Origin of the sequence: Solitalea agri (assembly GCF_023914155.1) — a bacterium.
Classification (GTDB): Bacteria; Bacteroidota; Bacteroidia; order Sphingobacteriales; family Sphingobacteriaceae; genus Solitalea; species Solitalea agri.
Map to the genome: position 1 here is coordinate 61,193 of NZ_JAMWYS010000003.1, position 26,624 is coordinate 87,816.

A 26,624-nucleotide genomic window follows, 5' to 3' on the forward strand; every position below is an offset into this window, starting at 1 on the left:
AAAAATAAAAAAGAAGTTCGAATCAATACTGACCGGTTAAATTCAACAACTCTTAAAAGCTTTAAATAAACCTAAAATGATTCTCCCGCATTTAAATAGAATGCTTTTGAGCGGTTTGCCCAAGCATAATTAAATATCAAATTGGTTCGGGTTGCCTTATCCAGTAAAATCCTGAAACCAACACCTACGGCAGGTTGTATGGTTTCAAAAAGCTTTACACCCCTATCTTTATCACTTGCAGTGGTAAAATCACCAAAAACGGTTCCGCTGAAAAGTTGATTTTTACTGATCGGAAAGCGGTATTCAGTTTCTAAATAAAGCATATTATCTCCACGGAACACGCCTTGTGTATATCCTTTACCACTTCGGCTCCGTTGATCCCAGCCAATTGAAGGTAAATTCAGATAAGGAACTTTTCCTGAAGTAACAAACTGACCAAAGGCCCAAATACCCCAAACATGTTGCAAATTGCGTTTGCTTAATGGCCTGAAGTAGCGCATCTCAGCAAATAACACATTACTGGAAGCCTGGTTTTTACCCAATTTCGGATTAATTCTAAAGTTAACATTCCCATACCATCCGCGATTGGGGTTGATCTGATTGTCGCGCGAATCATAGAGCAAGTTTAGACTAGCACCATTCACTGAATAATTTTCCGGATCAAACCCGTATTTTACATTATAATTATAATGAGCCGTATAGATATGATTAGCCGTATCTAATTTTTTATCATCAATGCTTGAATACCCGTCGAAATGCACACCTGCTCCCACATAAAAATGCTCACTTACTAACCACGATGCCGTTTGATGGAATTTTAAATAGTTATAATCCATCGGTTCAGACAAATCATCCAGACTGAAATCCGGGTCTTCATCCCTTGGAGGAATAATATCGGTACCTAAGCCGTAATTGGGCTGCGAAAAAATATAGAACCGCCAGTCGCCGCTTAAAAAAATCTTGTTGTTTGAAAGCAACACATTATTTTTCATATTAATAAGCAACTGATTTTTAGTGGTATAGGTAGCGCTTAAATTTACTGTAGAGTATTTATCGTCAGGTTTGGGTCCTTTAAATGTGTATTGCCCGGTAAGGCCAAACATAAAGCCAGTTGCAGGCTGTGAGCCAATAACTGGAATCGCAAGGAAAAAACTGTTTTTTTGAGGCTTCGGATTCTTTCCTTTTTTCTTTTTAAATAATACGTCTCCAATATCTTTCACTTGGTATTCGGCTGAATCTGTTGCAAGTTTGATTGAATCTGTTTTCAATTTGACGGAATCTGCTCCTAATCTAGTTGAATCTGTTTTTGACTGGGCCAAACCTGTCGCACAGTTAAGACAGACCACAGCAATCACTACTGCAATAATTTTAAACAAGTATTTATTGAATATTTTTATCATGAGCGTATTAGTAAATATTGTTACATATGATTACCATTTAGATTTTAAGCAATTGTTTAAACTATAAACGGTGAATTACAATTTAAGGGCATCTTTTGAAGCCACATAAATTTCCAATCTTGCCTCATTCCCCTTTTCTGAAAATATTTTCATAGCAAAAGCCAATTACAAAATCAGACATTCATCTGATAATCAATACACTTATGAACATTAAGCATATTCGTTATTGGTATAAAAAATAATCCTGAAAAAATAACTTGTAGTAAATACCAGGCAAATGGTGGTGAATTGAGAGGTTTTCATTGAGCGTATATAGATTGGGGTTTCAACTATTAATTTAAAGTTTTAATACTTGAAATACAATTTGTTAAAGCTATTCTATTAAGAAAAAATGAAAACATGAATCAATAGGTTAAAGCAATTGAACACCAAAATTCTAAGTAAATCCTGTTATTTTTGCCGCTCAAACTTTAAGCATGATTGAAATATTTACCGATGGCGCATCAAGTGGAAATCCTGGACCGGGTGGTTACGGAGTTCTATTAAGGTCGGGAAAACATTATAAAGAACTTTCGGCCGGATTTCGCCGAACCACCAACAATCGGATGGAATTGCTTGCCGTCATTGTTGGCTTGGAGGCTTTAAAAGCCGATAATCAACAGGTTTTGATTTATTCAGATTCGAAATATGTAGTTGATGCTGTAGAAAAAGGTTGGGTGTTTGGTTGGCAGAAAAAAGGCTACAAAGACAAAAAAAACCCTGATCTATGGGAACGTTTTCTAAAAATTTACCGTAAACATCAGGTTAAATTTCAATGGATACGGGGTCATGCTGGCCATCCGGAAAATGAACGATGTGATGAATTGGCCGTTGCCGCTTCTAAAAATCATCAATTTGTAGACACAGCTTTTGAACGCGAAGAAAGTTTAAATAAATAGTTTGGAAGCCACCTTTACTGATAAAATTAGCTTTAGAGAAATCAACCGATTGGCAATACCCGCTTTACTGGCTGGCGTTGTTGAACCTGTTATTTCACTTACCGACCTTGTGATTGTGGGTCGAATTCCGTTCGACAAAACCGAAATTATTGCCGCAGTAGGTATTGCTGCCTCGTTAATATCAGCCATCACCTGGATCTTGGCCCAAACCAGTTCGGCCATTTCTTCGATCGTATCGCGCTACCTCGGTTCAAAACGTCTTCATGAACTCGATAGTTTGGTGATACAAACGTTCATTTTCAGCTTAATGATGAGTTCAGTGGTAGTTATTGCAACTCGCTACTTTTCTGTGGAAATATTTAAACTCTATAATGCCAATGGAAAAATACTGAGTTACGCGGTTGATTATTTCAGGATTCGCATTTGGGGCTTCCCTTTTAGCTTGATTACGTTTACGCTTTACGGAGTTTTTCGGGGTTTACAGAATACCATTTGGTCAATGTATATTGGATTGATTGGTGGTTTCCTGCATATTTTCCTTGATATTTTATTGGTTTTTGGAGTTCCGGGGATCATTCCGGCAATGAACATAGAAGGGGCTGCTTACGCCAGTTTAGTTACGCAGGTACTTATGTGTATGGTAGCCATTTATTTTTTCATTAAAAAAACACCATTTAAACTCAATCCAGGCAAATCAATTAATCCTGAATTATATAACCTGATCAGCCTGAGTGTCAATCTATTTCTAAGAGCTGCTGCCCTAAACTTCTCATTCTATTTAGCTAATCGTTATGCTACCGGATACGGAAAAGAACAAATTGCTGCCCATGCCATTATTGCCAATATCTTTTTACTCATTGCTTTTGTAATCGATGGATATGGAAATGCAGGTAATGCCATTTCGGGTAAATTACTGGGATCAAAAGATTTTAAAAAGCTATGGCTATTAGGTATTGACCTGTCAAAAATAGTGCTTGTAGTAGCGCTGGTTATTATGGTCTTTTGTGGTGCGGGCTATTTTTACATTGGAAAGATGTTTACTTCGGATGTTCATGTGTTAAAATTCTTCTACCAAACTTTTTGGATATTAATTCTGATGCTGCCGATAAACGCCCTAACCTTTTCGTTTGATGCAATTTACAAAGGGCTCGGGGAAGCGGTCTTCTTACGCAACTTATTGATCGGCTCAACTTTTCTGGCCTTTATTCCATCCCTTTGGTTTTTCGATCATTTAAACATGCAGCTTTATGGTATTTGGACGGCCTTTACCATCTTTATGCTTTATCGTTGCATTGGTTCCATCTGGAAATTTAAAGCTAAATACCAGTAAAGTACGAAGTACGATTTTAGATGTACGATTTTAGATGTACGAATAAATAATCAATGACCAAATGGCCAAAACATCCAAACTCGTATCTGAAATCCGAAATCAACAATCTTAAATCTCAAATTTTTAGACTTCTCTAAATTTTATTTTCAATATGGCTAATAAAATTTTACATTTGATCAAACATTACTCAAATGATCAGATCTATCTACTTTTTAGCTACTCTAACTTTTATATTTCTTGCAACCTCTACCTATGCACAAACAGGAACAATTAAAGGTAAAATCAGTTCAGAAAAAAAACCTTTAGAAAATGTACAGATTAGCTATAACGGGACTAAAAAAGCTTTTTTCTCTTCGGCTGATGGTTCTTATTTAATAGATAGCTTGCCAATTGGTAAAATCAAACTGTACTATAGCTTATTTGGATATAGTGATGCGTTTAAAATTGTAGAGGTAAAAGCGAATGATACAGTAATTGCCAACATCAGTTTAGTGGCTGAAACTACTCATCAACTAAACGAAGTGGTGGTGAGCGGAACCATGAAAGAAGTTTCGAAGTTAAACTCACCTATCCCTGTTGAAGTTTATACTCCTACATTGTTTAAGAAAAACCCAAGTCCTAGCTTATTTGAATCGTTGGGGATGATAAATGGTGTTCAACCGCAATTAAACTGCAATGTGTGCAATACTGGCGATATTCATATTAATGGCATGGAAGGCCCCTACACCATGATTTTAATCGACGGAATGCCCATTGTAAGTAGCCTTGCAACAGTTTACGGTTTATCAGGAATTCCTAACAGTATGGTTAAACGTATTGAAGTGGTAAAAGGCCCAGCTTCTACCCTTTATGGCTCCGAAGCTGTTGGTGGTTTGGTAAATATTATTACCAAAGAACCCGCATCTTCTCCCCGATTAAACACTGATTTATCAGGCACCGGTTATGGAGAGTACAATGCGGACATTGCCGGAAAACTAAAGGTAGGAAGATCGAGCACCTTGGTTGGTATTAATTATTTCAATTATTCAGGCAGATACGACAAAAATCAGGATGATTTTACAGATGTGACCTTGCAAAATCGAGCTTCGATATTTAATAAATGGAGCATTCCATTAGCACAGAACCGAATGGCGAGTTTGGCAACCCGTTACGTATTTGAAAATCGCTGGGGCGGCCAGGTGAATTGGGACCAAAACTTTCGTGGTAGCGACAGCATTTATGGCGAATCAATAAAAACCAATCGATTTGAATTATTAGGAAATTTTGAGCTGCCAAAACAGTTTGTGATCGATTATTCTTATAACTACCATTTACAAGATTCTTATTATGGTATAACCAAGTTTTATGCGAACCAACAGGTTGCCTTTTTGCAATTACGCTGGACAAAAACATTAGGAAAACATGAGTTACTTTCGGGTTTGCCTCTACGATATACCTATTACGATGACAATACCACCGGAACAAAGAATATCGATGGTGCTAATGCTCCTGCCAAAACATTTTTGCCCGGAATTTTTCTTCAGGATGAATGGAAAAGTAGCGAAATGCTTAGCGTTTTAGCCGGCTTAAGATACGACCACCACAATGAACATGGTAGTATTTTTACTCCCCGGCTGAGCTTTAAATATTCACCGAATAAGCGCAATACGTTTCGCTTAAGTACGGGAAATGGATACCGTGTTGTGAATCTGTTTACGGAAGATCACGCTGCCTTAACCGGTGCAAGAGAGGTAGTTATCAACAATGATCTGTTGCCGGAACGGTCATGGAATGCAAATTTTAATTACTCTACCCTCATTAGTCATCGAAACGGTTTTATTAGTTTGGATGGAACTATATTTTACACATACTTTACTAACAAAATCACTGGCGACTTTTTAACGGATCCACAAAAAATTATTTATGATAATTTGTCGGGGTATGCCATTTCCAAAGGGCTTACTTTGAATACCGACTTCAGTTTTACTAATGGTTTTAAGGTAATGATTGGCGCCACCTATATGGATGTTTATCAAAAAGACAAGGATGCCGAAGGTAACCGGAAAACCACTCCTCAATTATTTGCTCCAAAACTATCGGGAACCTATGCGGTGAGTTATACCATTAATCCATGGAAATTATCAATTGATGTAACCGGAAAGGTAAACGGTCCAATGTATCTACCAGTGGTACCTAATGATTATAGAACCGAAAAATCACCTTGGTATAACCTGATGAATTTACAACTTACCAAGAAATTGGAGAACGGCTTAGAGATTTACGGGGGATGTAAAAACCTGTTGAATTTTCTTCCTAAAAATCCAATTCTTCACCCCGACGATCCATTCAATAAATCAGGTGGTAAATATTTCTTGTCAGACGGAAGTCCTAACCCAAGCACCAATCCGTATAATTACACCTTTGACCCATCATACAATTATGCTCCAATGCAGGGCATTAAAGGTTTTTTAGGCGTTCGGTACAATTTGAAATAAAGTAGATGATATGACACTCTTTGAATTTGTAAATAATTAATATAAAAAACGTATAGTCCTATCTATTTAAAATATTGTGCATGCTTGTAATCCATTATGAATTTAAACTTATCTTGAGCAATGGAAAAATCTGACCCTATCATTTCGAGAATTAGCACAACTGATGGAGAAGAACTTTCGGTAGCTAAAGGAAAATACAGAATACTAATAGGTGGAGAACAAACAAATGGCAGTTACGCAGTAATTGAAATGAGGGTACCTCCCAATGGTGGCCCAGCCCCACATTCACACAATCAGATTCAAGAAAGCTTTTATGTTGCCGAAGGTGAAATAGAGTTTAGTACAGAATCAGGAAAGTTATTGGCTGGGAAAGGAGATTTTATAAATATTCCGTTGGATGGTGGTGCCCATGCATTTAAAAATATTTCGGATACTGATGCACTATTAATTTGCACCGTTATACCGGCTGGACTGGATAGTATGTTTAAAGAAATAAGCAAAGTTGCTAGTCCAGAGGACGCAAGATCCATTGGTGAGAAAAAGTATGGTATCCGGTTTTATCCACCAAATTTCCTTGATTAACTAAATTTATTTCTTCTTACCAGGCTTAGGCAATTTAATTCCCTGGGCAATATTATTAATTGCATTTGCCATTCGTTGAATTTGAATTTCCTCTGATGCAGATGAAAATATCCATTGAACATATTGAGATCGCTCATCAATAGTAAACTGTTGAAATTTGGACCAGGCAACAGGGTCGTCTTCTAAACATTCCAAAAAAGTATCAGTGGACACATCGTTATCCAAGAACTTATAAAGCACAAGCTTTACCCAATCTCCTACTTCCTTCTTGATCTTCTTTCTGATTTCAGCTTTAACCGGCAGAAACAATTTACCATTACCTAGGGGCATTATATGGCTTTCTACAATCTCAAAATCATCAATAAAGCCCTTTACCTTTAAATAATTAAAAGGTTTGGTATTAATCACTTCAAGTTCAATTGGGGCAAAGGTCCAACCGCCCTTCGTCGGAAACTTTTGAAGCTGAACATTGGTATCAATTATAGGGTTGAAATGCGCCATCAGAATTTCATTGTTATAGATCTTAAATCTAACTAGATGTTTGTCCTTCTTTATTCAATCTTCAGCCTACTACAATCGTAAATCTAAAATCTAAAATCAAACTTTATTTCACTTCCCCACCTGTACTATATGCTTTTTGATACCAAACTTGGTTAAAATCACTGATCATTACTCCTTTGCTGGTTGAAGCATGTACAAATCGGCCATTTTTTAGGTATACACCCACGTGTGAATTCTTCTTACCATCGTAATTCATAAACACTACATCTCCTTCTTTTAAACTGGTGTAAGGTTTTACATCGAGTTCCTTGTAAATTTCTCCGGTTGTTCTTGGAATCACAATATGATACACATTTTTATAAAGCAAGTTCGTAAAGCCAGAACAATCAATACCTGATTTCGTATTTCCACCAATTCTGTACGGCACTCCGATCCATTCATCAATAAAGCGAAACAGCAACACATTGTTTAAATCTCTTTCCTTTACGCCCAATTCCTGAGCGTAATAGCCAATAATGTATTTGTCTTTAACACTTGAGTAATTAGAGGCATTCAGTTCGGTTACATATTGATTACCGCCATTTTTCAAATAGGCATTGGTCACATTTTTTTTTGTAGAGCAGGCAGAAAAAGAAACAAGGCAAATAAATACGTACAGTTTGGTTTTTACGTTTTTCATTCTAGATCTAATTAATATTTTTGATTCATGAGTAAAATCAACGTGAAAATAGCGCAGTTCAGTTTAATTTCTTGCCTTTTAATTTCCACATTTCAACTTAAGGCACAAAAAGCAGAACCCAAAACCTTGGTAGATATCCCCTTAGAAGCCGATAAAACCTTGTTTTATAGTTCGAATAAAACCGGTACTTATCAGATCTATAAGAAAAACGATTCGGCAGAAGTTAGAATTACCCAAGATGATGCCTTTAACTATTGGGGTGTTAAGGTTGCGCCTGACAAGAAAAAGTTCATTTGTTACCGAGCACCACAAGGTTTAATTGTTAAAGACAATAATTCGCGTAATTCAGAGCTTTGGTTATTTAATATAGATGGCAGTAAAGGGCAAAAACTGATTAGTTTGAGTGACTATAAATGGCGCTCGCAAGGTTCGGCAAGTTGGTCTCCGGATGGGAAACACCTTATAATGGCAGCCGAAGTTAGTGACAAGGATAATTTCAACCGCAACCATTGGCATTTATTCTTGACTGACTCCATGGGAAAAAAACCGGTTCAGCTTAGCACTCGCTCAACTTCGTTTTCAGATCCTGTATTTTCTCCAAATGGTAAATACATTACCTATTCGGCCCTACCAACAGGAACGCCGTACAGTTTATGTCCGACAAAGTTTATGGAGATTTATGTAGCTCAAATTGATTCGGCAAGTCAAAAGATTAAAAACGAGCGTAAATTAACTTCTAATGAATACCTTGATGGAAGGCCAAGTTTTTTAAATGATAATGAGCACATTGCTTATAGCATTTCGCCAGGCTGTGTAAATGAGGTTGAATACGTTGATTTGCAATTGGTAAGTATAAATGGAAAATCATACGATTTAAAAACCGATAAATCAGTTAAAACAAATGCGATGTGTGGTGAAGATGGCTTTATCTATTTTCAATACCGCCCAGGCTTAACCGGTAATTCTTGTATAGCTCGTATAAAATCAGATGGTACCGGCTTTACAATCGTTTATCAGGGTAGCAATTTCAGCATTATTAATCCACAAATGATTGTTGAATAATATCCAAGCTGATACTGAAGAATATACTATAAAACAAAAGCCCGTGAAAACTATTATTTTCATGGGCTTTTTATTAAGGTCTTTTACCTACCATTTTTCTCTTTTTTAATCTTAAACTCCGTTAACTAAACTTTTTTCCGGGATGTTGCCGAACATCAAAAAAAGTTAAAACTATAATTTTATTTTTTCCAACTCTATAAAGTATCCTTGTTTGTGGTGATAATTGGAATCCTCTAATGTCTTCCTGCTCTATTTGGCCAATTGAAGGAAAACTCTTTAAAAGTTTGAAAACCTGATCTGTCTTTTGAATAAATTCGTTCGCTGTCTTTTCACCCCATTTATTTTTGAGGTAAGTTACAATAGAATAGAAGTTGCGTTCGGCTCTTGCAGTAAGAAAAACCTGCATCAATATTTTTTCTTAATATCATCCCAATTTAAGAGCTTACTTTCGTCTTCCGACTCCTCATAAGATAAATACACTTCCTTCTTTTGCTCTTCCGTTAATGTCTTCCAGATCTGCCCCTCTTCCGTATTCTCACCATGTTTCAGAAAGTCATAAATTGTTCGAAGCAATTGTTCATTATCTATTCTTTCTACTATTTTATGCAAGTTCAATTTTAGTTCAGCGGTTCCCATATCATTTTTCTTTGTATCAAATTTAATTATTTATTGGAGCTTTGTTTTTTACAAATTGAATGAAGTCAAAAGTGTTTTTGATTTTTAACTTAACGGACCAATCGTCAATACTTTTATTATGCTCTTTAAATTTTTCACTAACATTATCTTCAGTTTTTGTAAAACCATCATTTATAGGATGGGATAACCAATTAATCACATATTCACTCTTGTATTCAACCTTGCCTTCACTTGTTTTATACGGTGTTTTATATTTAACTATCAATTTATCATTAATACACTCTTCCACACTTTTTTATTGGGCTACTACAGCTTTCTGTTTGAGAGTTTTTAGTGTAAAAATCAGCTTTACTTTCAATTACACAACCCGACCATTCTTGCTTGCCTTCAAGATTATGAGCATCAACAATAACATTACCTATTATTACTTGATTTGTAAACTTTTCATCACCAATCGAATTTCTTTCAAATGAAATCACATCCATTTCTCCATAAGAAATTGCTCCCCGCAATGGGATCCCAAAATTATAGCTGATAGCTAATAAAGCCCTTATTCCCATTAATAAATCAATAAAACTTGAACATGCCTCTTTTTCGGTCCAACAAATAACACTATCTGAAATACTTATAAAATTATACTTTTTGTTGTTGAGATTCGCTTTGATTTGAGGGATTCCTTCAGAATTGATAGGATCTAACGCTCCGCCCGTTTGACCTAATCCAAAAGCAAGGTTAAATACATTTGTATAAAGATCTAGCAAAATACTATGACTGTTATTTTCAGGTTTAACAATCTGTTTAAATCCTAAAATATCTAAGGAAAGCAACATATCTATTCATTAGGCATTTATTTTAAGTGATATTTAAATATATTCATTTTGTTACTTAAGCTTTCTTGCAATCTTACTAAGTTTAATTTCTATAATCCACAACTATAATAATATGAAGAGAGTTTACAAATTAACATTATTTCTGTTCGTTGCCGGTTTATCCACGGCATTTGCGCAGGATGAGAAAGTCGACCTGGAGGTAATCGACAAGATCAGAAATGAAGGCATGAACAATTCGAAAGTAATGGACATTGCCTTTTACCTTACCGATGTTTCGGGGCCCCGTCTATCGAATTCAACTGGTTTAAAAAATGCTCAAAACTGGGCTGTAGAATCATTTAAGCAATGGGGGTTAACCAATCCGCATAAAGAAGAATGGGGTGAATTTGGCCGTGGCTGGGAGATTGAAAAATCATACATCGCCATGACTAAGCCTTATTACCAGGTAATGATTGGTTCTCCAAAAGCCTGGACCACTGGAACCAATAAGCAAATTAAGGGTAACGTAATGTTGGTTAAAATCAAATCGGATAGTGATTTTGTAAAATATGCCGGACAACTGAAGGGTAAGATTGTGATGATGGATGTGCCTAGCACTATTAAAATTGGTTTTGAAGCTGATGCAAAACGTTATACAGATGAAGACCTGGCGAAAATGGCTTCTTATTCTGATGAAAACCCAGCGGCAAAAGACACCTATTCTCCTAAGATGATCCAAGAATATCGTGCTCGTGCAGCAATGGCCAACAAGTTTAGAGAGTTTTGTTTGAATGAAAAAGCAGCCTTGATCATCAGCTATGGCCGTGGAAATACCGGAACTTATTTTACGAGCAATGGAGCATCATATGCAGTTGATGCCAAACCTACTCTACCGGAAATGGAAGTTTCGGCCGAGCACTACCAACGAATGATCCGTTTATTAAACGCTAATATTCCTGTAGAGCTGGAGATCGATACTAAAACCCGCTTTGTTCAAGACGATTTAAAAGGCTATAATGTTATTGCAGAAATCCCAGGTACTGATCCAGTGTTGAAAGATGAGGTTGTAATGTTGGGAGCTCACTTAGATTCATGGTTTGCAGCGACCGGAGCTACAGATAACGCCGCAGGAAGTGCAGTTGTTATGGAAGCTGTTCGTATCATCAAATCATTGGATCTGAAACCTAAAAGAACAATCCGGATTGCTTTATGGTCATCGGAAGAACAAGGTTTGTTTGGTTCAAGAGGTTACGTCAAACAACATTTTGGAGATAAAACAACCATGGCTCTTTTACCCGAACATGAAAAACTGTCGGCATATTATAACCTGGATAATGGTACTGGAAAAATTCGTGGTATTTACACTCAAGGAAACAAAACCATTGTGCCAATCTTTACTAAATGGCTTGAACCATTTGCCAATTTAGGCGCAAGCACCGTTACGTTGAGCAACACCGGCGGGACCGATCACTTATCGTATGATGCCCTTGGATTACCTGGTTTCCAGTTCATCCAAGATGAGATGGATTACAATACCCGCACTCACCATACCAATATGGATACATACGACCGCTTGTCGGCTGAAGACTTAAAACAAGCTTCGATCATTATGGCAGCGTTTGTTTACAACACGGCTGTTCGCGAGGCGAAAATACCAAGAAAGGAATTGCCGAAAGCTCAAGAAAAAGCTACTGGTAGTAAGTAAAAAAGAAAAAGTGGGTATTCCTCTATGGAAAAACCCACTTTTTAATACTTTAAATAGCGTCAGTAAGCCTTCAAACTCTAACTTTACTGCATTATATACGGATAAGGATATAATAGAGTTTTCCAAGTTGTCCCTCCATCATTAGTTAAATATAAACTATTACCACCATATGCTATACCTTGTTTTTCATTTATAAATGAAATCTTGTCTGTATACCTTGGTGTGTTTTTCGAACTTTTAAGCTCCCATGAACCTCCACCGTTATTACTTTCAAACAAACCGACATCATTCAGGGTTAAAAGATGCATACTATCAAATCCAACGACATTGTATATACTCATCGGGCTAAGTTTCCAGGTTTCACCGTAATTATTTGAGTAAAAAGTTTTTTCACCATTAAAAATAAAAATGGTTCCATATTTGGTCACAATCAAGTTCTTATAGGGAGCTGATCCATCAACAAATACAGGTTCACTCCAGGTTTTTCCGCCATCTTTTGTTCTTGCAATAAATGCATTTCTATCTGTTACTTGGTAATTATTCAATGGAACAACTTTATTAAGGAGCACCCATCCATTGTTTTCATCAATAAATTCAATGATTATTGGGTAATAATCTTCAATTTTTGACAATAATTCGGCTTTACCAGTACCTAAATCTATTTTGTGTAATAAAGCACTTCTAGTTCCTTCGATACTGTAGGGTTTACTTTTTCCTTCTAAATAATATATTAAATTTTGATCATGAAATTTAATACTTACCGCACGGTACTCGTAATTATAGATATTTTCATCCCTTTCTAATTGAGGCACTAAATGTTCCCAAGATTGTCCTTTGTTTAATGAATAAATAATCTGCTGAGGTTGAGTATAATAAGTCGACTTCCCCAAAAAATTATTGCCTTGTATATCTGTTATTTGAAGTTCATAAGGTTTGCTATAGGTTAAATAGTTAAAAGATTGAAAATAATCATCAGTATCAAACAAAAGTGATTCTGAGACTCCTTCTATTCTATTGCTTTCAAATAACTCAGCTTTTAGGAAATAGCCTGATTTAACAATGACCTTGCTATTTGGATTAACAATTGGAGTAATTTCCAATTTATCGATTAATAAACTTTCCTTATCACCACAGCTACTTAATAATATAAAAGATACTATTGCGGGTAGGTGTTTTTTAACTATGTTTTTCATTATAAAATATTAGTAAGGTTAATTCCTACGCTTAACGTTAAACTATTGAAGTTAAAATATTGGTTATTGTTTACAATAAACCCTTGTTCTGCCATTTCATTAACATACTTATCCGTCAATTTCAAATTTGGGCTATAAATCAAATAGCTTGCTTTTATATATGTTTTATTAAACTTAAAAATCAATCCTAAATCATAGGAAATATCCTTTCCGGTTAAAAGAGTTGAAGATGATGTTGTATTTGTTGTCTCTCCAAAGACATTAGTTTCATCAGCGGTGAAATAGTTACTGCTCCAATTGTAATCTATGCGTGCGAATGGAGAAAAAGTAAACCTTGTTTCCTTTGAATGAAATAAATCGTACTGAAATTCCATTCCAGCCTTAAGAATCCTGAACTTTTCACTTACACCATCTTCCATTGGCTTAATATACCATAACCCTCCAATTGATGGTTTCATGCCCAACTTAGCTTGTTTTAAAATTTTAATTTTGGGACCAGCACTTGCTGAAATTCCTCCTTTGAAAATTTCGTTAATACTACTATTAGTCGTTAAGGCTCCTCCAATATCAATATCAAAACTTAGTCGATCAGAAAATGTAAGGTTAGTTTTTCCTTGTCCAAATGAGGATAAAGTCATTAAGACTAAAATCATAGTTTTAAAGACTTTCCAATAAGCTTTATAGCTTAATTGATTTAATAAAAACATATAGGTAAAAATTTAATATAGCTAGCAACAAAATAGGTAGAGTGATTTATTCTAATTATTTAGCTCATTGCTGGTTACTTGATCAACTTCTGAATCTCATTCAATTTAATCAGCGCCTCCACCGGAGTCAACACGTTTACATCCAAATCAGCCAACGAATCCCTGATCTTTATCAAAATCGGGTCATCCAGCGAGAAGATGTTCAACTGCATTTGGTCTGATTTCTTTATTTTCTTCACTCCATTTCTGATACTTGCGGCACCTTCACCGGAACTGCGTTCGTCTTCCAGTTTCTTCAACACTTCTTCAGCCTTACGAACTACCTTAGGTGGCATACCAGCCATACGGGCCACATGAATACCAAAACTGTGTTCACTGCCTCCAGGAACCAGTTTACGCAGGAAAATCACTTTATTGTCGATCTCTTTTATAGAAACATTAAAGTTCTTTATCCGCTCAAATTCCCCCTCCATCTCATTTAATTCATGATAATGGGTAGCAAATAAGGTTTTAGCTCTCGATTTAGGATCGTTATGAATATACTCGGCAATTGACCAGGCTATAGAAATACCATCATAGGTACTAGTACCACGGCCGATCTCATCCAGCAACACTAAACTTCTGTTAGAAAGGTTATTTAGAATACTAGCCGTTTCATTCATCTCAACCATGAAAGTCGATTCTCCAGAAGATAAATTATCAGAAGCGCCTACCCTGGTAAATATTTTATCAGTGATCCCTAATCGAGCCGCCTTAGCAGGAACAAAACTTCCTATTTGCGACATTAATACAATCAAAGCTGTTTGACGCAGCAACGCTGATTTACCCGCCATATTCGGACCGGTGATCATAATGATTTGCTGGTTTTCATCATCCAACAACACATCATTAGGAATATACTGCTCACCTATTGGCAAACTTTTTTCAATAACCGGATGGCGGCCAAGTTTTATATCGATAACATTATCATCCACCATTTCCGGGCGACAATAGTTATTTTTTACTGCAGTAAGTGCAAAGCTTAATAAAACATCCAATTGGGCAATTGCTAAAGCGTTTACCTGAATTGGTCGGATATATTCCGACATGCTCATCAATAAATCCGAATACAGCTTATTTTCAAGAGCAAAGATCTTTTCTTCCGCCCCTAATATTTTTTCTTCGTACTCTTTTAATTCAGGAGTGATGTAACGCTCGGCATTAACCAATGTTTGCTTGCGGATCCACTCACCTGGAACTTTGTCTTTGTGTGTATGGGTTACTTCTAAATAATATCCAAAGACATTATTAAAGGCTATTTTCAAAGATGGAATGCCTGTATTCTCACTTTCACGGCGCTGCATATCGAGAAGATAATCCTTTCCGCTAAAGGCTATCTTACGCAATTGATCCAATTCCTCATGAACGCCAGGTGCGATCACTCCTCCTTTTTGAATCAACACAGGTGGTTCCTGATTCAACTCCTGCTCAATTTTTTCCTTGATGAATTTGCAAGGGTTAAGCTGATCGGCAATCTTGCAAAGACTATCCTGCCCTGTACTTTCCGCAACAGTCTTTACCTCAGCAATTGCAGCCAAGGCCCTTCCCAACTGAACCAGTTCACGGGGATTTGCCTTTTGCAAGGCTACTTTAGATATTAATCGTTCTAAATCGCCAATTGGCTTTAATTTCGATTGAAGATCTGCAGATAAGGCCGCATCATCCGTTAAATGCTGAACAACATTCAATCGTTCTTCAATCAATACTTTTTCTTTCAATGGCATCACCATCCATTTACGAAGCAAACGGGCACCCATTGGAGTATTAGTTTGATCGAGGATTGAAATTAATGGTGTTGCGCCTTCATTGGGCGAATAGATCAATTCGAGATTACGAATGGTGAATCGATCGAGCCAAACGTATCGGTCTTCTTCTATTCTCGAAATTTGAGCAATGTGCTGCACGTTGCGATGTTCCGCTTCGAAAATATAATGCAAACAGGCTCCAGCTGCGATAATGCCCTGAGGCAGATTCTCAATTCCAAAACCTTTTAATGATACGGTTCCAAAATGTTTTAACAGAGTCTCATGAGCATAATCAAATCCGAAAACCCAATCATCAATGTTAAAGGTGTAAAACTTATCGCCAAACTGACTTACAAAATCACGTGATTTTGACTTTGAAAAGATAACTTCCGAAGGTCTGAAGCTTTGAAGCAATTTATCGATATAATCGACTTCGCCTTGCGCAGTTAAAAATTCTCCCGTAGAAATATCGAGCAAGGCAATTCCCAAAATCTCTTTATCAAAATGGACAGCCGCAAGGTAATTATTGGTCTTATTGTTAAGTATATTCTCGTTATAAGCCACACCCGGAGAAACCATCTCAGTAACACCCCTCTTTACAATGGTTTTTACCGTTTTCGGGTCTTCAAGCTGATCACAAATAGCCACTCTTTGTCCTGCGCGAACCAATTTTGGCAAATAGGTATCGAGCGAATGATGTGGAAAGCCGGCTAATTCAATGTGAGAAGCCGAACCATTGGCACGTTTGGTAAGCGTAATACCCAATATCTCTGAAGCCTTTATTGCGTCTTCGCCGAAGGTTTCGTAAAAATCGCCTACACGAAACAATAAAATTGCACCCGGATATTTACCTTTTATCTGGTTGTATTGCGCCATTAGAGGCGTTTCCTTACCGTCTTTTCCTTTTGCCAAGTGATTTTAATTTAAGACAGCGAAAATAAGCAGGTTTAACTGCTTAGACAACATTGAGTTTTTCACAATTTGTTATAAACGGTTGAGAGTAGGCAGTAGACAGTCTGCAGTAGGCAGTCTGCTATAGCAGTTAGCAAGGTCGTTGGCAGTCTCCAGTGGGATGAAATGCGTAGAAACAAGTAAATTATTAGGTTTTATGATTAGAAATCTTGAAAAATTCTCTTAAAAATTTATCAATTATAGACCAGGGACTGTCGACTGGGGACTGCCAACTGCAGACTGGAGACTGTCGACTATTTCTCGGAAATTACTATTTTCGGCCCCATGAAAAATTTCCGTTTAGCGCTCATACTTATTTCATTATATACTGTTGCTTGCACTTCGAAGAATGAAGAGAAGGAAACTGCTTTCAGGAAAATGTTGAATAACAACTGGACGGAGATTAAACGCTGCAATTTAACCGGAGGCTTATTTAGCACTTATGGCGAACGCTACAAAGCTGATTGGTTAATGTTTATTGACGATAAAGGCTTTGCTACGGTAAAAACACCTAAAGATTACTACCGCAATATTTTTGTACGCCCTGATTCAATTATGAAATGGGATAAGTACAAGTATCGCATCGTTAAACTTAAAACCGATACACTGGTATTAGAATATATTCCTAATAAAGGAGATACCATTAACAGGCCACATCATTTGCTTTTTGTAACGGACAAGCTTTACAAGACGCTAAACAAGCAGACTCTCGACGATCTTCAAAAACTTACTCATAATGATACTTTGTTTTTGAAGAAACTAAGCGACTCATGTAAAAAAGCTCCAGAGTACTTTTTCACTGCCGACAAACTCCCAACCGCAAAAGCCTTAGATGGATTTACCAAAATTGATACTGCAACTTCAGCAGATGGAAGAGTTGAGTTTAAAATAACAGAGTTTAATGCTGATATTAAAAATGAGCATTTATACTCCGGAAAGTTTATTCTTCGGGAGAACGGGCGCATCGGTTCTTTTGATGTTGGACTAATGGCCTGGGGTGGTGAAGAAATTTTGCCAGCAACTTATAAATACATTAAGCACTTTGTTGAAAATAAAATAAAGTTTGAACCGGGAACAACTTTAGGCTCCAAAATCAATACTTACGTTTATTTCACATTTAAAAGAACACCCGACCTCCCTTAATAGTTCAGATAGGGAGAATAGCTATTTTTTTAATTGAATAATACCGATCTCATTGAAATTGAACCAAGATCTAAACCTTCAATAGGAAATGAAACTTGTTCGTTTTCGTTTTTTAAAGCCATGGTATAAATCAACGGAATGTAATGCTCCGTAGTTGGAATAGAAAGCAACGCCTCTTTACCTAGTTTTTCAAACTGGATCAATTCCTGATGCTTATTCTCTAACAATAGTTTTTTTGCAGATTCGTCAAAATCTTCCGCCCAATCATATCCCCCTTTTCCATGGAAATCTACCAGTCGGAGGTTATGTACAATATTGCCGCTTCCCATTATTAAAACGCCTTTCGATCGGAGAAAAGCCAATTCCTTTGCAAGTTCATAATGCCACTGCAGCGATTTTGAAAAATCGATGCTTAACTGAAATACTGGAATATCGGCATTGGGAAACATTTTGATCAAAACAGACCAGGTACCATGGTCTAAGCCCCATTCATGATCAAGCTGGATTTGAGCCAATTTTATCTGACTCCTTGTTTCTTCCGCCAATTCCGGAGACCCTGGCGCTGGATATTCAACTTCAAACAGCTGACGTGGAAAACCACCAAAATCATGAATAGTTCTTGGTTTTTCCATTGCTGTAACATAAGTACCACGAGTTAACCAATGTGCAGAAACTACCAAAATTGCCTTTGGCTTTTCGATCTCCCTGCCTATTTTACTCCAAGCCCGTGTGTATTCATTGTCACTTAATGCGTTCATCGGGTTGCCATGCCCAACAAATAAAGCCGGCATTATCAACTTATCGTTATTCTCTAAAAAAGGCTTAGCCCAGTTCCTTAAGCTTTCCATATTGACCTCAAATTTTAACAAAAATACAAATTATATGTTACAACATATAATCTAAGCCTCGCCACTTCTAACTTCTAACTTCTAACTTCTAACTTCTAACTTCTAACTTCTAACTTCTAACTTCTAACTTCTAACTTCTAACTTCTTTTTACCTTTGCGCAAACCATAAAAAATTAAAATGCGTAAACTAAAGCTGGATGAGCTAAACCGGGTAAGTGTGGAAGAGTTTAAGGAGCAGGAAAAACTACCTATTGTAGTTGTATTGGATAATGTGAGGAGTATGAATAACATTGGTTCTATTTTCAGAACCTCGGATGCATTTGCATTAGAAGGGATTTATTTATGTGGAATAACAGCTCAACCACCTCATCGCGAAATTGAAAAAACAGCTCTTGGAGCTACCCAATCCGTTGATTGGTATTATTTTCAATCTACCGAAGAAGCTGTGGCTGATTTGCATGCAGAAGGCTACGAAGTTTTGGCAATTGAACAAGCTGAAAACAGTGTTATGCTACAAGAGTTTGAGCCATCAAAAGACAAAAAATATGCATTGATTTTTGGAAATGAGGTAAATGGTGTGGGTGATGAAGTAATGAAAATGGTTGATAAATGTATTGAAATCCCTCAGTTCGGAACCAAACATTCATTTAATATTGTGGTAAGCATGGGTATTGTTGGATGGGATTTTTGCATTAAATTGAAGTACTAGAATTTGATATGCCACAAAATCCACTTCACCAAAAACTACAGATTAAAGAGGGTTCGGCAGTATTGCTGATAAATGCACCTACAGATTACAATGCAGTCATTGGGCCTCTACCTGAAAACGCTTCACTATTTTTTGAACCTACAAGTGCAGCCGATGTAATTCAACTGTTTATTAAAAACAAAGCTGAATTAGTGGAAGAACTTAAAAAGGTTACCAAAGTCTTAAAGCCAACCACCGTATTTTGGATTTGTTACCCCAAGAAAAGCTCAGGAATTGCATCAGATTTAAATATGATGGATAGCTGGTCAGAACTTGATCAGTACGGTTTACAAGGTGTGTCCGCAGCGGCCATAAACGAAACCTGGACTGCCCTACGTTTTAAACCTATCGATCAGGTGAAAAAGTCGGAAGTACGCAACGAGGAATTAGAAAAGAATGATTATTCAGCCTACATTGATGTACAAAACAAATTAATTACGCTACCTGCGGATTTAAAATCAGCCATGGAGGCCAGCCCAGCATCCGTTAATCATTATGAGAAACTGTCATACACTAATAAAAAAGAATACGTATTATGGGTACTTACTGCGAAACAGGATAAAACTCGCGTTGACAGGATTCAGAAAACTGTTGAAAAACTACTACTTGGGAAGAAAAATCCATCTGAAAAATAAATAGTTAAACAATTTACACTCGCTCATGCAATCAGAAAGCTTAACAATTCGAAGAGTTTTACCAGAAGAAGTCGATGAACTGGTAACTATCTCCCGCCAAACGTTTTTTGAATCATTTTCTTCCATGAATACTGAAGAGGATATGAAAAACTATCTCGACGAGGCTTATAGCTCAGAAAAACTAAGCAAAGAGTTAAGTGATCCGAATTCTGAATTTTACTTTGCCATTTTTGAAAGCCAACCTGTTGGTTATTTAAAGATCAACTTTGGTAATGCACAAACAGAACTAAAAGAAGATAACGGACTTGAAATTGAACGGATCTATGTTTATGCAGATTTTCAGGGAAAAAAAATTGGGCAGCAACTTTTTAACTACGCGATTGAAACGGCTAAGAGTCATCACCTTAACTATGTTTGGTTAGGGGTTTGGGAGAAAAATCAAAAAGCAATTCAGTTCTATCAGAAGAATGGCTTTAAACAATTTAGTACTCATATTTTTGTTATAGGTGATGATCCTCAAACCGATTTGATGCTAAAACTGGAACTTTAGCTAGCTGCTGGTCACCTAGTTTTCAAGTAAAACCCAACAAACCAAAATCGCACCAAACTGAAAATCAATTAGTTGAATAAATTTTAAAATTTATTAGCAGAATTAGTAAAAAAACGTACTTTTGTGCCGGGTAAGTCTTGTACGACCAGCTCCCGTTGAACTCCCCCAGGTTCGGAAGGAAGCAAGGGTAGATGGTTGTAGCGGTGCGATATAAGGTGCTTACCCATTTTTTTATTTTAGGGCAAGTCAAAAATCCTCCGCTCAACAATTCTTAAACTCTATTTTGCAAATCTCATATCTTAAATAAATAATGAAATTTTTCATCGATACCGCCAATCTGGCACAAATCAAAGAAGCTCAGGATTTAGGAGTATTAGACGGTGTAACCACCAATCCTTCGTTAATGGCTAAAGAAGGCATTACTGGCGACGATAACGTGATGGCACATTACAAAGCTATTTGTGATTTGGTTGACGATAACGTAAGTGCTGAAGTAATTGCTACTGATTTCGAAGGCATGATTGAAGAAGGTGAGCGCTTAGCTGCAATCGACAAAAAAATTGTAGTGAAAGTTCCTATGATTGCTGATGGTGTTAAAGCATTAAAATACTTCTCTAAAAAAGGCATCCGTACCAATTGTACTTTAGTTTTCTCTGCTGGCCAGGCTTTATTGGCTGCCAAAGCAGGTGCAACTTATGTATCTCCTTTCTTAGGTCGTTTAGATGATATTTCAACTGACGGTTTACTGTTAATTGAAGATATCCGTTTGATTTACGATAACTACGGTTTCGAAACTCAAATTTTATCAGCTTCGGTTCGTCACCCAATGCACATTATTGAGTGTGCTAAAATTGGTTCTGATGTTATGACCGGACCTCTTTCTGCTATCAAAGCATTATTGAAACACCCATTAACCGATATCGGTTTGCAACAGTTCTTAGCTGATCATGCTAAAGCCGCTGCAACAGTTAAATAAGCCTGTTTTAATTATAGTTTAGCATATTTAAAAAGGTCGATTCGTAATGAATCGACCTTTTCTTCTTTTGATAACATATTAGTTTGTATCTGAAAAGCTCAAAATTCTCCTAATCACAAATGTTCCGTAACAGTCGTTTTCTCTTATAGTTTTTCATTAATAAGTTTTATCCACTCAGTTCCAAACACCCTTAATTCATAAATCCAAATGAATTGAGTCTTATTATCTATATACCAATATTCCTGAAAAAGGTCAATCCATAGCCCATTTTTATAGTTATGATCGTAAAGAGAGAATGTGTCATTATCTAACTTAATAATGTCTTCAAAATTGTCAATTACAAAATCCGTCTTTATATTAAAAACAGCAATATCCGAAAAGTTACTCAATGAAAAATAATTAGTCAGGGAAAGCTTTTCCTTAATCGTAAGTAGTCTTTTTAATAGGTCTGTTGATTTGTCTACTGGAAAGCTAATATTCAAAAAGTTAAAGTCGAAATCTGAACTGTTAAGTTGAATTTGATGTTCGTCAATTTGTTCAATTGACAACACGTCATCGTCAGAAAATTGTTTATTGGCAATTGCAGATAGATTTTCAAGCAAACCAGGAAGACGTTTCTTTCTGTCCTCTTGTCTGAGTAACATTTTAATTCTCTCTTGTCGTGGTTCAATTGTCATTGTAAGATCACTCTAACTATTTATTTTGAGCCATACTCTTCTGATCGTAATATCCTACCAATAAGTTCACAAACTCATTATAGCTTCTAATTCCTTTAGGCTGATTATTAGTTTTCAAAAACCAGTCGTAATACCATTCGAAATAAGGCTCAATAGCACTCGAATAACTCATCCAAAACTTTCTATACTCTTTGATATCCTCTTTAACGCCTTTATTTAAGCTCCGATAGCATTGTTTTCGCGCCACTGAATCCATCCTACCCAATTCACCCGCCGTATACATGAAGGCTTCGAGTTCTGCGGAGTAAATAAAAAAGGTATTATTGGTTTTCAGTGCGGTTAAATAACCTACAAAATTGGCTTCCTGCTCAGCTGAAATACCACTTTGATGGGCCATTTCGTGACAAATGGTGAAAGGCAAGCTAAATTTTGGAGGATCGGTATTTACCTGTGCCTCGCCAGAAAAAGGATTATAATAACCACCTATTCCCGAATAGTTCATCAGTTTTTTATACAAGGATGTTTTAGTAGAATAAAACTTGAAATTAAATGATGGATATTCCTTATAGCCTGTTTTAGCAATCTCGTACAAATCTGTAGTTGAGAGTGTGGACTTATATTGCTTCAGCGAATCATTGGTGAGCTTTAAATGTGTTTCGTTTACTCTTTTAGCCAAGAATAAGGCTAGCTGAGTCAGTTGTTCTTTTTCAACTTTTTCAGTAGAAATATTCATTTGTTCACTTAATGGTTCTCTGAAATAATTAAATCCCCAGCAAATCTGAAAAATCAAATAAGCTCCAATAAATAAATACCCCGCTTTAACCAATCCTGAAAGAAGTCTTGTCCATCTCTTTTCTTTTGTTTTGATCAGTGTTCGTACAAACTTTATAGTATTTAACAACACCAATAAAATAACAATGGAATAGAAAACATCACCCAAACTAAAAGGCAACCACCCAGTAATTAGTCGAAGAGCACCTGAAATAAATTTGTAAACGTAGCCGAAATAAACATTTTCAATAAGAAGTGTGTAGTCACCAATCAGCCTAAAAACAAACAGTAAAAGAAGCAAAGTTGCTAGCCAATAAACATTTATTTTAAGCTGTTTATCCATAAACTAAGCAGTAATTAAATGAAGAATTTCAGAAATTGGTTGGTCGCTATCAATCAATATACCGGTTACTCCTGCCTTCTCCCCCGCTTCCACATCTCGCTCCCGGTCTCCAATAAAGTAAGACTTGGTTTTGTCAATATCAAAACGAGCAATCGCTTTTTCTAAAAGCAAAGAACCTGGCTTTCGGCAAAAGCAATTGCTGGTATATTCTGGATGATGATTGCAATAATATATTTCGGTAAATTCTACACCATGCTCTGCATATTGCCGACGCATTTCACCATGCATTGCCTGCAAAGTTTCTTCGGTATACCAGCCTTTAGCCAAACCACCCTGATTAGTTACTACTATTAATAAGAATCCTCTTTCCTGCAGTTCCTTTAAAGGTTTGAAATTATGCTCCAGAACTTGAAAATCTTGAAGGGTGCATACATAGTCACCTAATTCCTTATTTAAAACACCATCACGGTCGAGGAAAACAGCTTTGTTCATATTATTCTTGGGCTTCAGATACCTTTAGGTTGAAATTTCAATCAAATTTTACAATCTATCGTATCTGTTTTGCAAATATGTATAATTAAATATCTTTACTAAAACACAAAAACAATAAACCTTAAACAATCTAATGGATTTAAATTTCACTGATCAGGTAAACTATCTGGCTGTCATTGTGGCTTCTGTGCTCTATTTTTTTCTAGGAGCTATGTGGTATTCTCCGATGCTTTTTGGCAATAAATGGATGGCGGCATTGGGAAAAACGAAAGAAGACCTTATCAGACATAGCATAGGTATCACCTACATATTAACCTTTGTAGGGATTTTTTTGGCAGTATTAACCCTATCCTTTATTTTTCATGCTTTGCATATTAGCAACGGTATCGAGGGATTAAAAGTAGGTTTATTATTAACCCTTGCATTTGGCGGAACCACCTCCTTAATAAATTCGCTGTTTGCCGACCGTCCGCAGGCTTTATTTTATATCAACTTAGGATACCATGCTGTTGGTCTTTCTTTGTCTGGTTTTATTATCGGTATTTGGCAATAAATAAATTTCTCAATAGCAATTTCATGCAAGAATCTACTCATCAATTTAAACCTTATGTTTCGGCCGATACCAAAATGGCTGAATTTACCATTAAATCGGTCATATTAGGTGGTATCTTCGGAATCATCTTTGGCGCGGCCAATGTGTATTTGGCACTTAAAGCAGGCTTAACTGTTTCGGCTTCTATACCGATCTCAGTAATGGCAATTTCATTGGGCCGAAAGCTGTTTAAAACCACCATTTTAGAGAACAATATTATCCAAACGGCAGGTTCTGCCGGAGAATCCATAGCTTCCGGTGTGGCCTTTACGTTGCCCGCATTTTTATTTCTTTCGATCGCTGAAGGAGGCAAAAGCGTTGGCGCAGATTATTTCAACTATTTGACCATCTTCACTCTAGCAGCTATGGGTGGAATTTTGGGAACATTAATGATGATTCCGCTTAGAAGATCATTGATTGTAAAGGAACATGGCAACTTACCTTATCCTGAAGGAACAGCCTGTGCATCGGTTCTAATTGCCGGTGAAAAAGGTGGTGACTTTTCAAAAACAGCTTATCAGGGTTTAGGGTTCGCTATTTTATATGCCATTTTTCAAAAAATCTTCAATCTGATTGCAGCTGTACCAGCATGGACAACCCAGCAAACTAATAAATATTTCCCATCAGCAACTGTTAGCGGTGAGATTACACCCGAGTACTTAGGTGTGGGATATATTATCGGCCCTCGAATTGCCGGTGTATTAGTGGCTGGTGGAGTATTGGCATCATTAGCTCTGATCCCCCTTTTAGCCTTTTTAGTTCCAGGAGAGACTGTTGCCACCCAATTGATCAAGCTGGGCTACATGAAAGATCTGGTAACTGCTGGAGGAGATTTAGGCTGGAATCCAATCACAAAAACTTTTGAAGACACTGCATCGGCTATATACTATGCTTACGTAAGGCAAATTGGTGCTGGAGCCGTAGCTATTGGTGGTTTAATGACCCTTTTAAAAAGCATCCCGACCATTGTACGATCGTTTAAAGAAAGTTTAGGCTCTTTAAATGACCGCCAAACGGATGCAAATGTTTCCAGAACCGAACGCGACCTTTCTTTCCGGGTAGTAATTATCGGAAGTGTAATTTTAGTTTTATTAATTCTATTTATGCCTCAAATACCAAGTAGTACCTTACTCGGTAAACTACTGATAGGTATTTTGGTAATTGTGTTTGGCTTTTTCTTTGTCACGGTTTCAAGCAGAATTGTAGGTTTGATTGGATCTAGTTCAAACCCCATTTCAGGTATGACCATTGCAACATTAATGGGAACCTGTTTAATTTTTATAAGTGTAGGATGGACTGGTAAACTTTTTGAGCCGATGGCTTTAGTAGTTGGAGCAATCATTTGTATTGCTGCCGCAAACGCCGGAGCTACCTCTCAGGATTTGAAAACCGGTTACATTATAGGAGCAACACCCAAATACCAACAATTAGCTTTATTTATTGGAGCTGTTGTCTCTTCTGTTGTTATTGGTGCAACAATCAAAATGTTAGATACCCCTACCGAAGCCGCCTTGAGGGAAGGTATTACACATACCATTGGAACGAAAGCGTTTCCTGCTCCTCAGGGAACCTTAATGGCAACCTTAATCAGGGGATTATTATCCTTTAACCTCGATTGGCAGTTCGTATTGGTTGGAGCATTTTTGTCCATTACTATCGAATTGTGTGGAGTAAATGCACTTTCTTTCGCGGTGGGAGCTTACCTTCCACTGTCCACTACCCTTCCGATTTTTGTTGGTGGTGCAATAAAAGGTTTGGTTGATTGGAAGATGAAAAAGCAAGGTCGTCATGAAGATGATGAACTTGGCAAAGGAAGTTTATTCGCAACGGGTTTAGTTGCCGGAGGTGCCGTTGCCGGAGTATTAATTGCCTTTGCAGCAGTATTGTTTGAGAAGCAGCTACAGGCAATCAGCTGGCAAACTTCTCTTGAAAAAGCACTTGGTCACGGCGGTTATCAGTTACTTGGAACAGCGCTGTTTGCCTTCATGGGCCTGGTATTATATCGTATAGCCATGAAAAAAGAATAAAATTAATTTAAAATTTGAGGATGTGAAGATTTAAAATATTTTACCACATCCTCAAATTATTCATTTTAGAA

27 protein-coding genes and 1 other RNA gene are annotated in these 26,624 nt (G+C 36.8%); 14 read left to right on the forward strand and 14 right to left on the reverse strand.

Translation table 11 applies throughout. The annotated features are described in order from the left end of the window. Positions 1-71: 71 nt before the first annotated feature. Positions 72-1,400 (reverse strand): BamA/TamA family outer membrane protein, encoded by a 1,329-nt coding sequence (locus NF867_RS00650; RefSeq protein ID WP_252585569.1) that lies wholly within the window; start codon positions 1,398-1,400, stop codon positions 72-74. A 476-nt stretch (positions 1,401-1,876) separates the two neighbouring features. On the opposite strand from NF867_RS00650, the gene rnhA reads away from it, so the two are divergent. The 4 genes from rnhA to NF867_RS00670 all read left to right on the forward strand — a co-directional run bounded on the left by rnhA (position 1,877) and on the right by NF867_RS00670 (position 6,724). Continuing rightward, positions 1,877-2,338, forward strand: a complete 462-nt coding sequence (rnhA, locus tag NF867_RS00655; RefSeq protein ID WP_252585573.1) for a ribonuclease HI — start codon at positions 1,877-1,879, stop codon at positions 2,336-2,338. Position 2,339: 1 nt separating this feature from the next. Further along, on the forward strand, positions 2,340-3,668 hold the full coding sequence (locus tag NF867_RS00660) for an MATE family efflux transporter (RefSeq protein ID WP_252585574.1): 1,329 nt from the start codon (positions 2,340-2,342) through the stop codon (positions 3,666-3,668). Positions 3,669-3,859: 191 nt separating this feature from the next. Next, a complete protein-coding gene (locus NF867_RS00665) occupies positions 3,860-6,142 on the forward strand; it encodes a TonB-dependent receptor (RefSeq protein ID WP_252585575.1) in 2,283 nt (760 codons plus the stop codon). A 120-nt stretch (positions 6,143-6,262) separates the two neighbouring features. Continuing rightward, positions 6,263-6,724, forward strand: coding sequence for a cupin domain-containing protein (locus NF867_RS00670; protein ID WP_252585577.1), 462 nt, complete (start codon positions 6,263-6,265; stop codon positions 6,722-6,724). A 6-nt stretch (positions 6,725-6,730) separates the two neighbouring features. On the opposite strand, the gene NF867_RS00675 is transcribed toward NF867_RS00670, so the two are convergent. After that, positions 6,731-7,225: a YdeI/OmpD-associated family protein gene (locus NF867_RS00675; RefSeq protein WP_252585579.1), complete on the reverse strand. Its 495-nt coding sequence runs from the start codon at positions 7,223-7,225 to the stop codon at positions 6,731-6,733. Between the two features lie 103 nt (positions 7,226-7,328). Further along, positions 7,329-7,904, reverse strand: coding sequence for a C40 family peptidase (locus NF867_RS00680; protein ID WP_252585581.1), 576 nt, complete (start codon positions 7,902-7,904; stop codon positions 7,329-7,331). Between the two features lie 27 nt (positions 7,905-7,931). Here NF867_RS00680 and NF867_RS00685 point away from each other — a divergent pair, with 27 nt between their 5' ends. Next, positions 7,932-8,966 (forward strand): TolB family protein, encoded by a 1,035-nt coding sequence (locus NF867_RS00685; protein WP_252585582.1) that lies wholly within the window; start codon positions 7,932-7,934, stop codon positions 8,964-8,966. A gap of 121 nt (positions 8,967-9,087) precedes the next feature. Here NF867_RS00685 and NF867_RS00690 read toward each other — a convergent pair whose 3' ends face one another. From NF867_RS00690 to NF867_RS00705, 4 genes are read right to left on the reverse strand one after another with little or no spacing between them, the layout of a single operon-like run. Continuing rightward, positions 9,088-9,372 carry a type II toxin-antitoxin system RelE/ParE family toxin gene (locus tag NF867_RS00690; protein WP_252585583.1) on the reverse strand — a complete coding sequence of 95 codons (285 nt, stop codon included), beginning with the start codon at positions 9,370-9,372 and terminating at the stop codon, positions 9,088-9,090. Next, positions 9,372-9,602, reverse strand: coding sequence for a hypothetical protein (locus NF867_RS00695; RefSeq protein WP_252585585.1), 231 nt, complete (start codon positions 9,600-9,602; stop codon positions 9,372-9,374). Before NF867_RS00695 ends, NF867_RS00690 begins: the two co-directional genes overlap by 1 nt. 22 nt (positions 9,603-9,624) lie before the next feature. After that, positions 9,625-9,891: a hypothetical protein gene (locus NF867_RS00700; RefSeq protein WP_252585587.1), complete on the reverse strand. Its 267-nt coding sequence runs from the start codon at positions 9,889-9,891 to the stop codon at positions 9,625-9,627. Continuing rightward, the gene (locus tag NF867_RS00705) at positions 9,875-10,432 is read right to left on the reverse strand and encodes a hypothetical protein (RefSeq protein WP_252585588.1); all 558 of its coding nucleotides are present in this window, start codon (positions 10,430-10,432) and stop codon (positions 9,875-9,877) included. The genes NF867_RS00700 and NF867_RS00705 overlap by 17 nt, the downstream gene beginning before the upstream one ends. 112 nt (positions 10,433-10,544) lie before the next feature. Between NF867_RS00705 and NF867_RS00710 the strand changes: the two genes are divergently transcribed. Further along, positions 10,545-12,116 (forward strand): M28 family metallopeptidase, encoded by a 1,572-nt coding sequence (locus tag NF867_RS00710; RefSeq protein WP_252585591.1) that lies wholly within the window; start codon positions 10,545-10,547, stop codon positions 12,114-12,116. A gap of 83 nt (positions 12,117-12,199) precedes the next feature. On the opposite strand, the gene NF867_RS00715 is transcribed toward NF867_RS00710, so the two are convergent. The 3 genes from NF867_RS00715 to mutS all read right to left on the reverse strand — a co-directional run bounded on the left by NF867_RS00715 (position 12,200) and on the right by mutS (position 16,712). Further along, on the reverse strand, positions 12,200-13,309 hold the full coding sequence (locus tag NF867_RS00715; protein WP_252585593.1) for a WD40/YVTN/BNR-like repeat-containing protein: 1,110 nt from the start codon (positions 13,307-13,309) through the stop codon (positions 12,200-12,202). After that, positions 13,309-14,016, reverse strand: a complete 708-nt coding sequence (locus NF867_RS00720) for a hypothetical protein (RefSeq protein ID WP_252585595.1) — start codon at positions 14,014-14,016, stop codon at positions 13,309-13,311. The genes NF867_RS00715 and NF867_RS00720 overlap by 1 nt, the downstream gene beginning before the upstream one ends. 74 nt (positions 14,017-14,090) lie before the next feature. Continuing rightward, entirely contained in the window at positions 14,091-16,712 is a 2,622-nt protein-coding gene (gene mutS, locus NF867_RS00725) for a DNA mismatch repair protein MutS (RefSeq protein WP_380724094.1), read from the reverse strand. 324 nt (positions 16,713-17,036) lie between these two features. Between mutS and NF867_RS00730 the strand changes: the two genes are divergently transcribed. Further along, positions 17,037-17,894, forward strand: a complete 858-nt coding sequence (locus NF867_RS00730) for a hypothetical protein (RefSeq protein WP_252585597.1) — start codon at positions 17,037-17,039, stop codon at positions 17,892-17,894. A 29-nt stretch (positions 17,895-17,923) separates the two neighbouring features. Here NF867_RS00730 and ygiD read toward each other — a convergent pair whose 3' ends face one another. Then, complete coding sequence (gene ygiD, locus NF867_RS00735; protein ID WP_252585600.1) at positions 17,924-18,742, reverse strand: 4,5-DOPA-extradiol-dioxygenase; 819 nt, start codon at positions 18,740-18,742, stop codon at positions 17,924-17,926. 178 nt (positions 18,743-18,920) lie between these two features. Between ygiD and NF867_RS00740 the strand changes: the two genes are divergently transcribed. From NF867_RS00740 to fsa, 5 genes are all read left to right on the forward strand, one after another. Continuing rightward, a complete protein-coding gene (locus NF867_RS00740) occupies positions 18,921-19,451 on the forward strand; it encodes an RNA methyltransferase (protein ID WP_252585601.1) in 531 nt (176 codons plus the stop codon). Positions 19,452-19,459: 8 nt separating this feature from the next. Then, entirely contained in the window at positions 19,460-20,125 is a 666-nt protein-coding gene (locus tag NF867_RS00745) for a YdeI/OmpD-associated family protein (RefSeq protein WP_252585603.1), read from the forward strand. Positions 20,126-20,150: 25 nt separating this feature from the next. Then, a complete protein-coding gene (locus NF867_RS00750; protein ID WP_252585605.1) occupies positions 20,151-20,675 on the forward strand; it encodes a GNAT family N-acetyltransferase in 525 nt (174 codons plus the stop codon). A 128-nt stretch (positions 20,676-20,803) separates the two neighbouring features. Continuing rightward, an RNA gene (ffs, locus tag NF867_RS00755) (signal recognition particle sRNA small type) lies at positions 20,804-20,897 on the forward strand. An 88-nt stretch (positions 20,898-20,985) separates the two neighbouring features. Continuing rightward, on the forward strand, positions 20,986-21,651 hold the full coding sequence (fsa, locus tag NF867_RS00760; protein WP_252585606.1) for a fructose-6-phosphate aldolase: 666 nt from the start codon (positions 20,986-20,988) through the stop codon (positions 21,649-21,651). A gap of 143 nt (positions 21,652-21,794) precedes the next feature. Here fsa and NF867_RS00765 read toward each other — a convergent pair whose 3' ends face one another. The 3 genes from NF867_RS00765 to NF867_RS00775 are packed head-to-tail and all read right to left on the reverse strand — an operon-like array spanning position 21,795 to position 23,934. Then, the gene (locus NF867_RS00765) at positions 21,795-22,295 is read right to left on the reverse strand and encodes a hypothetical protein (protein ID WP_252585608.1); all 501 of its coding nucleotides are present in this window, start codon (positions 22,293-22,295) and stop codon (positions 21,795-21,797) included. Between the two features lie 49 nt (positions 22,296-22,344). Then, positions 22,345-23,442 (reverse strand): DUF3810 domain-containing protein, encoded by a 1,098-nt coding sequence (locus tag NF867_RS00770; RefSeq protein WP_252585612.1) that lies wholly within the window; start codon positions 23,440-23,442, stop codon positions 22,345-22,347. Positions 23,443-23,445: 3 nt separating this feature from the next. Beyond that, a complete protein-coding gene (locus NF867_RS00775; protein WP_252585613.1) occupies positions 23,446-23,934 on the reverse strand; it encodes a D-glycero-alpha-D-manno-heptose-1,7-bisphosphate 7-phosphatase in 489 nt (162 codons plus the stop codon). A 133-nt stretch (positions 23,935-24,067) separates the two neighbouring features. On the opposite strand from NF867_RS00775, the gene NF867_RS00780 reads away from it, so the two are divergent. Both NF867_RS00780 and NF867_RS00785 read left to right on the forward strand, forming a co-directional pair. Next, positions 24,068-24,487, forward strand: a complete 420-nt coding sequence (locus NF867_RS00780; protein ID WP_252585614.1) for a DUF1761 domain-containing protein — start codon at positions 24,068-24,070, stop codon at positions 24,485-24,487. Between the two features lie 23 nt (positions 24,488-24,510). Next, positions 24,511-26,553: an OPT family oligopeptide transporter gene (locus NF867_RS00785; RefSeq protein WP_252585615.1), complete on the forward strand. Its 2,043-nt coding sequence runs from the start codon at positions 24,511-24,513 to the stop codon at positions 26,551-26,553. Positions 26,554-26,624: the final 71 nt, after the last annotated feature.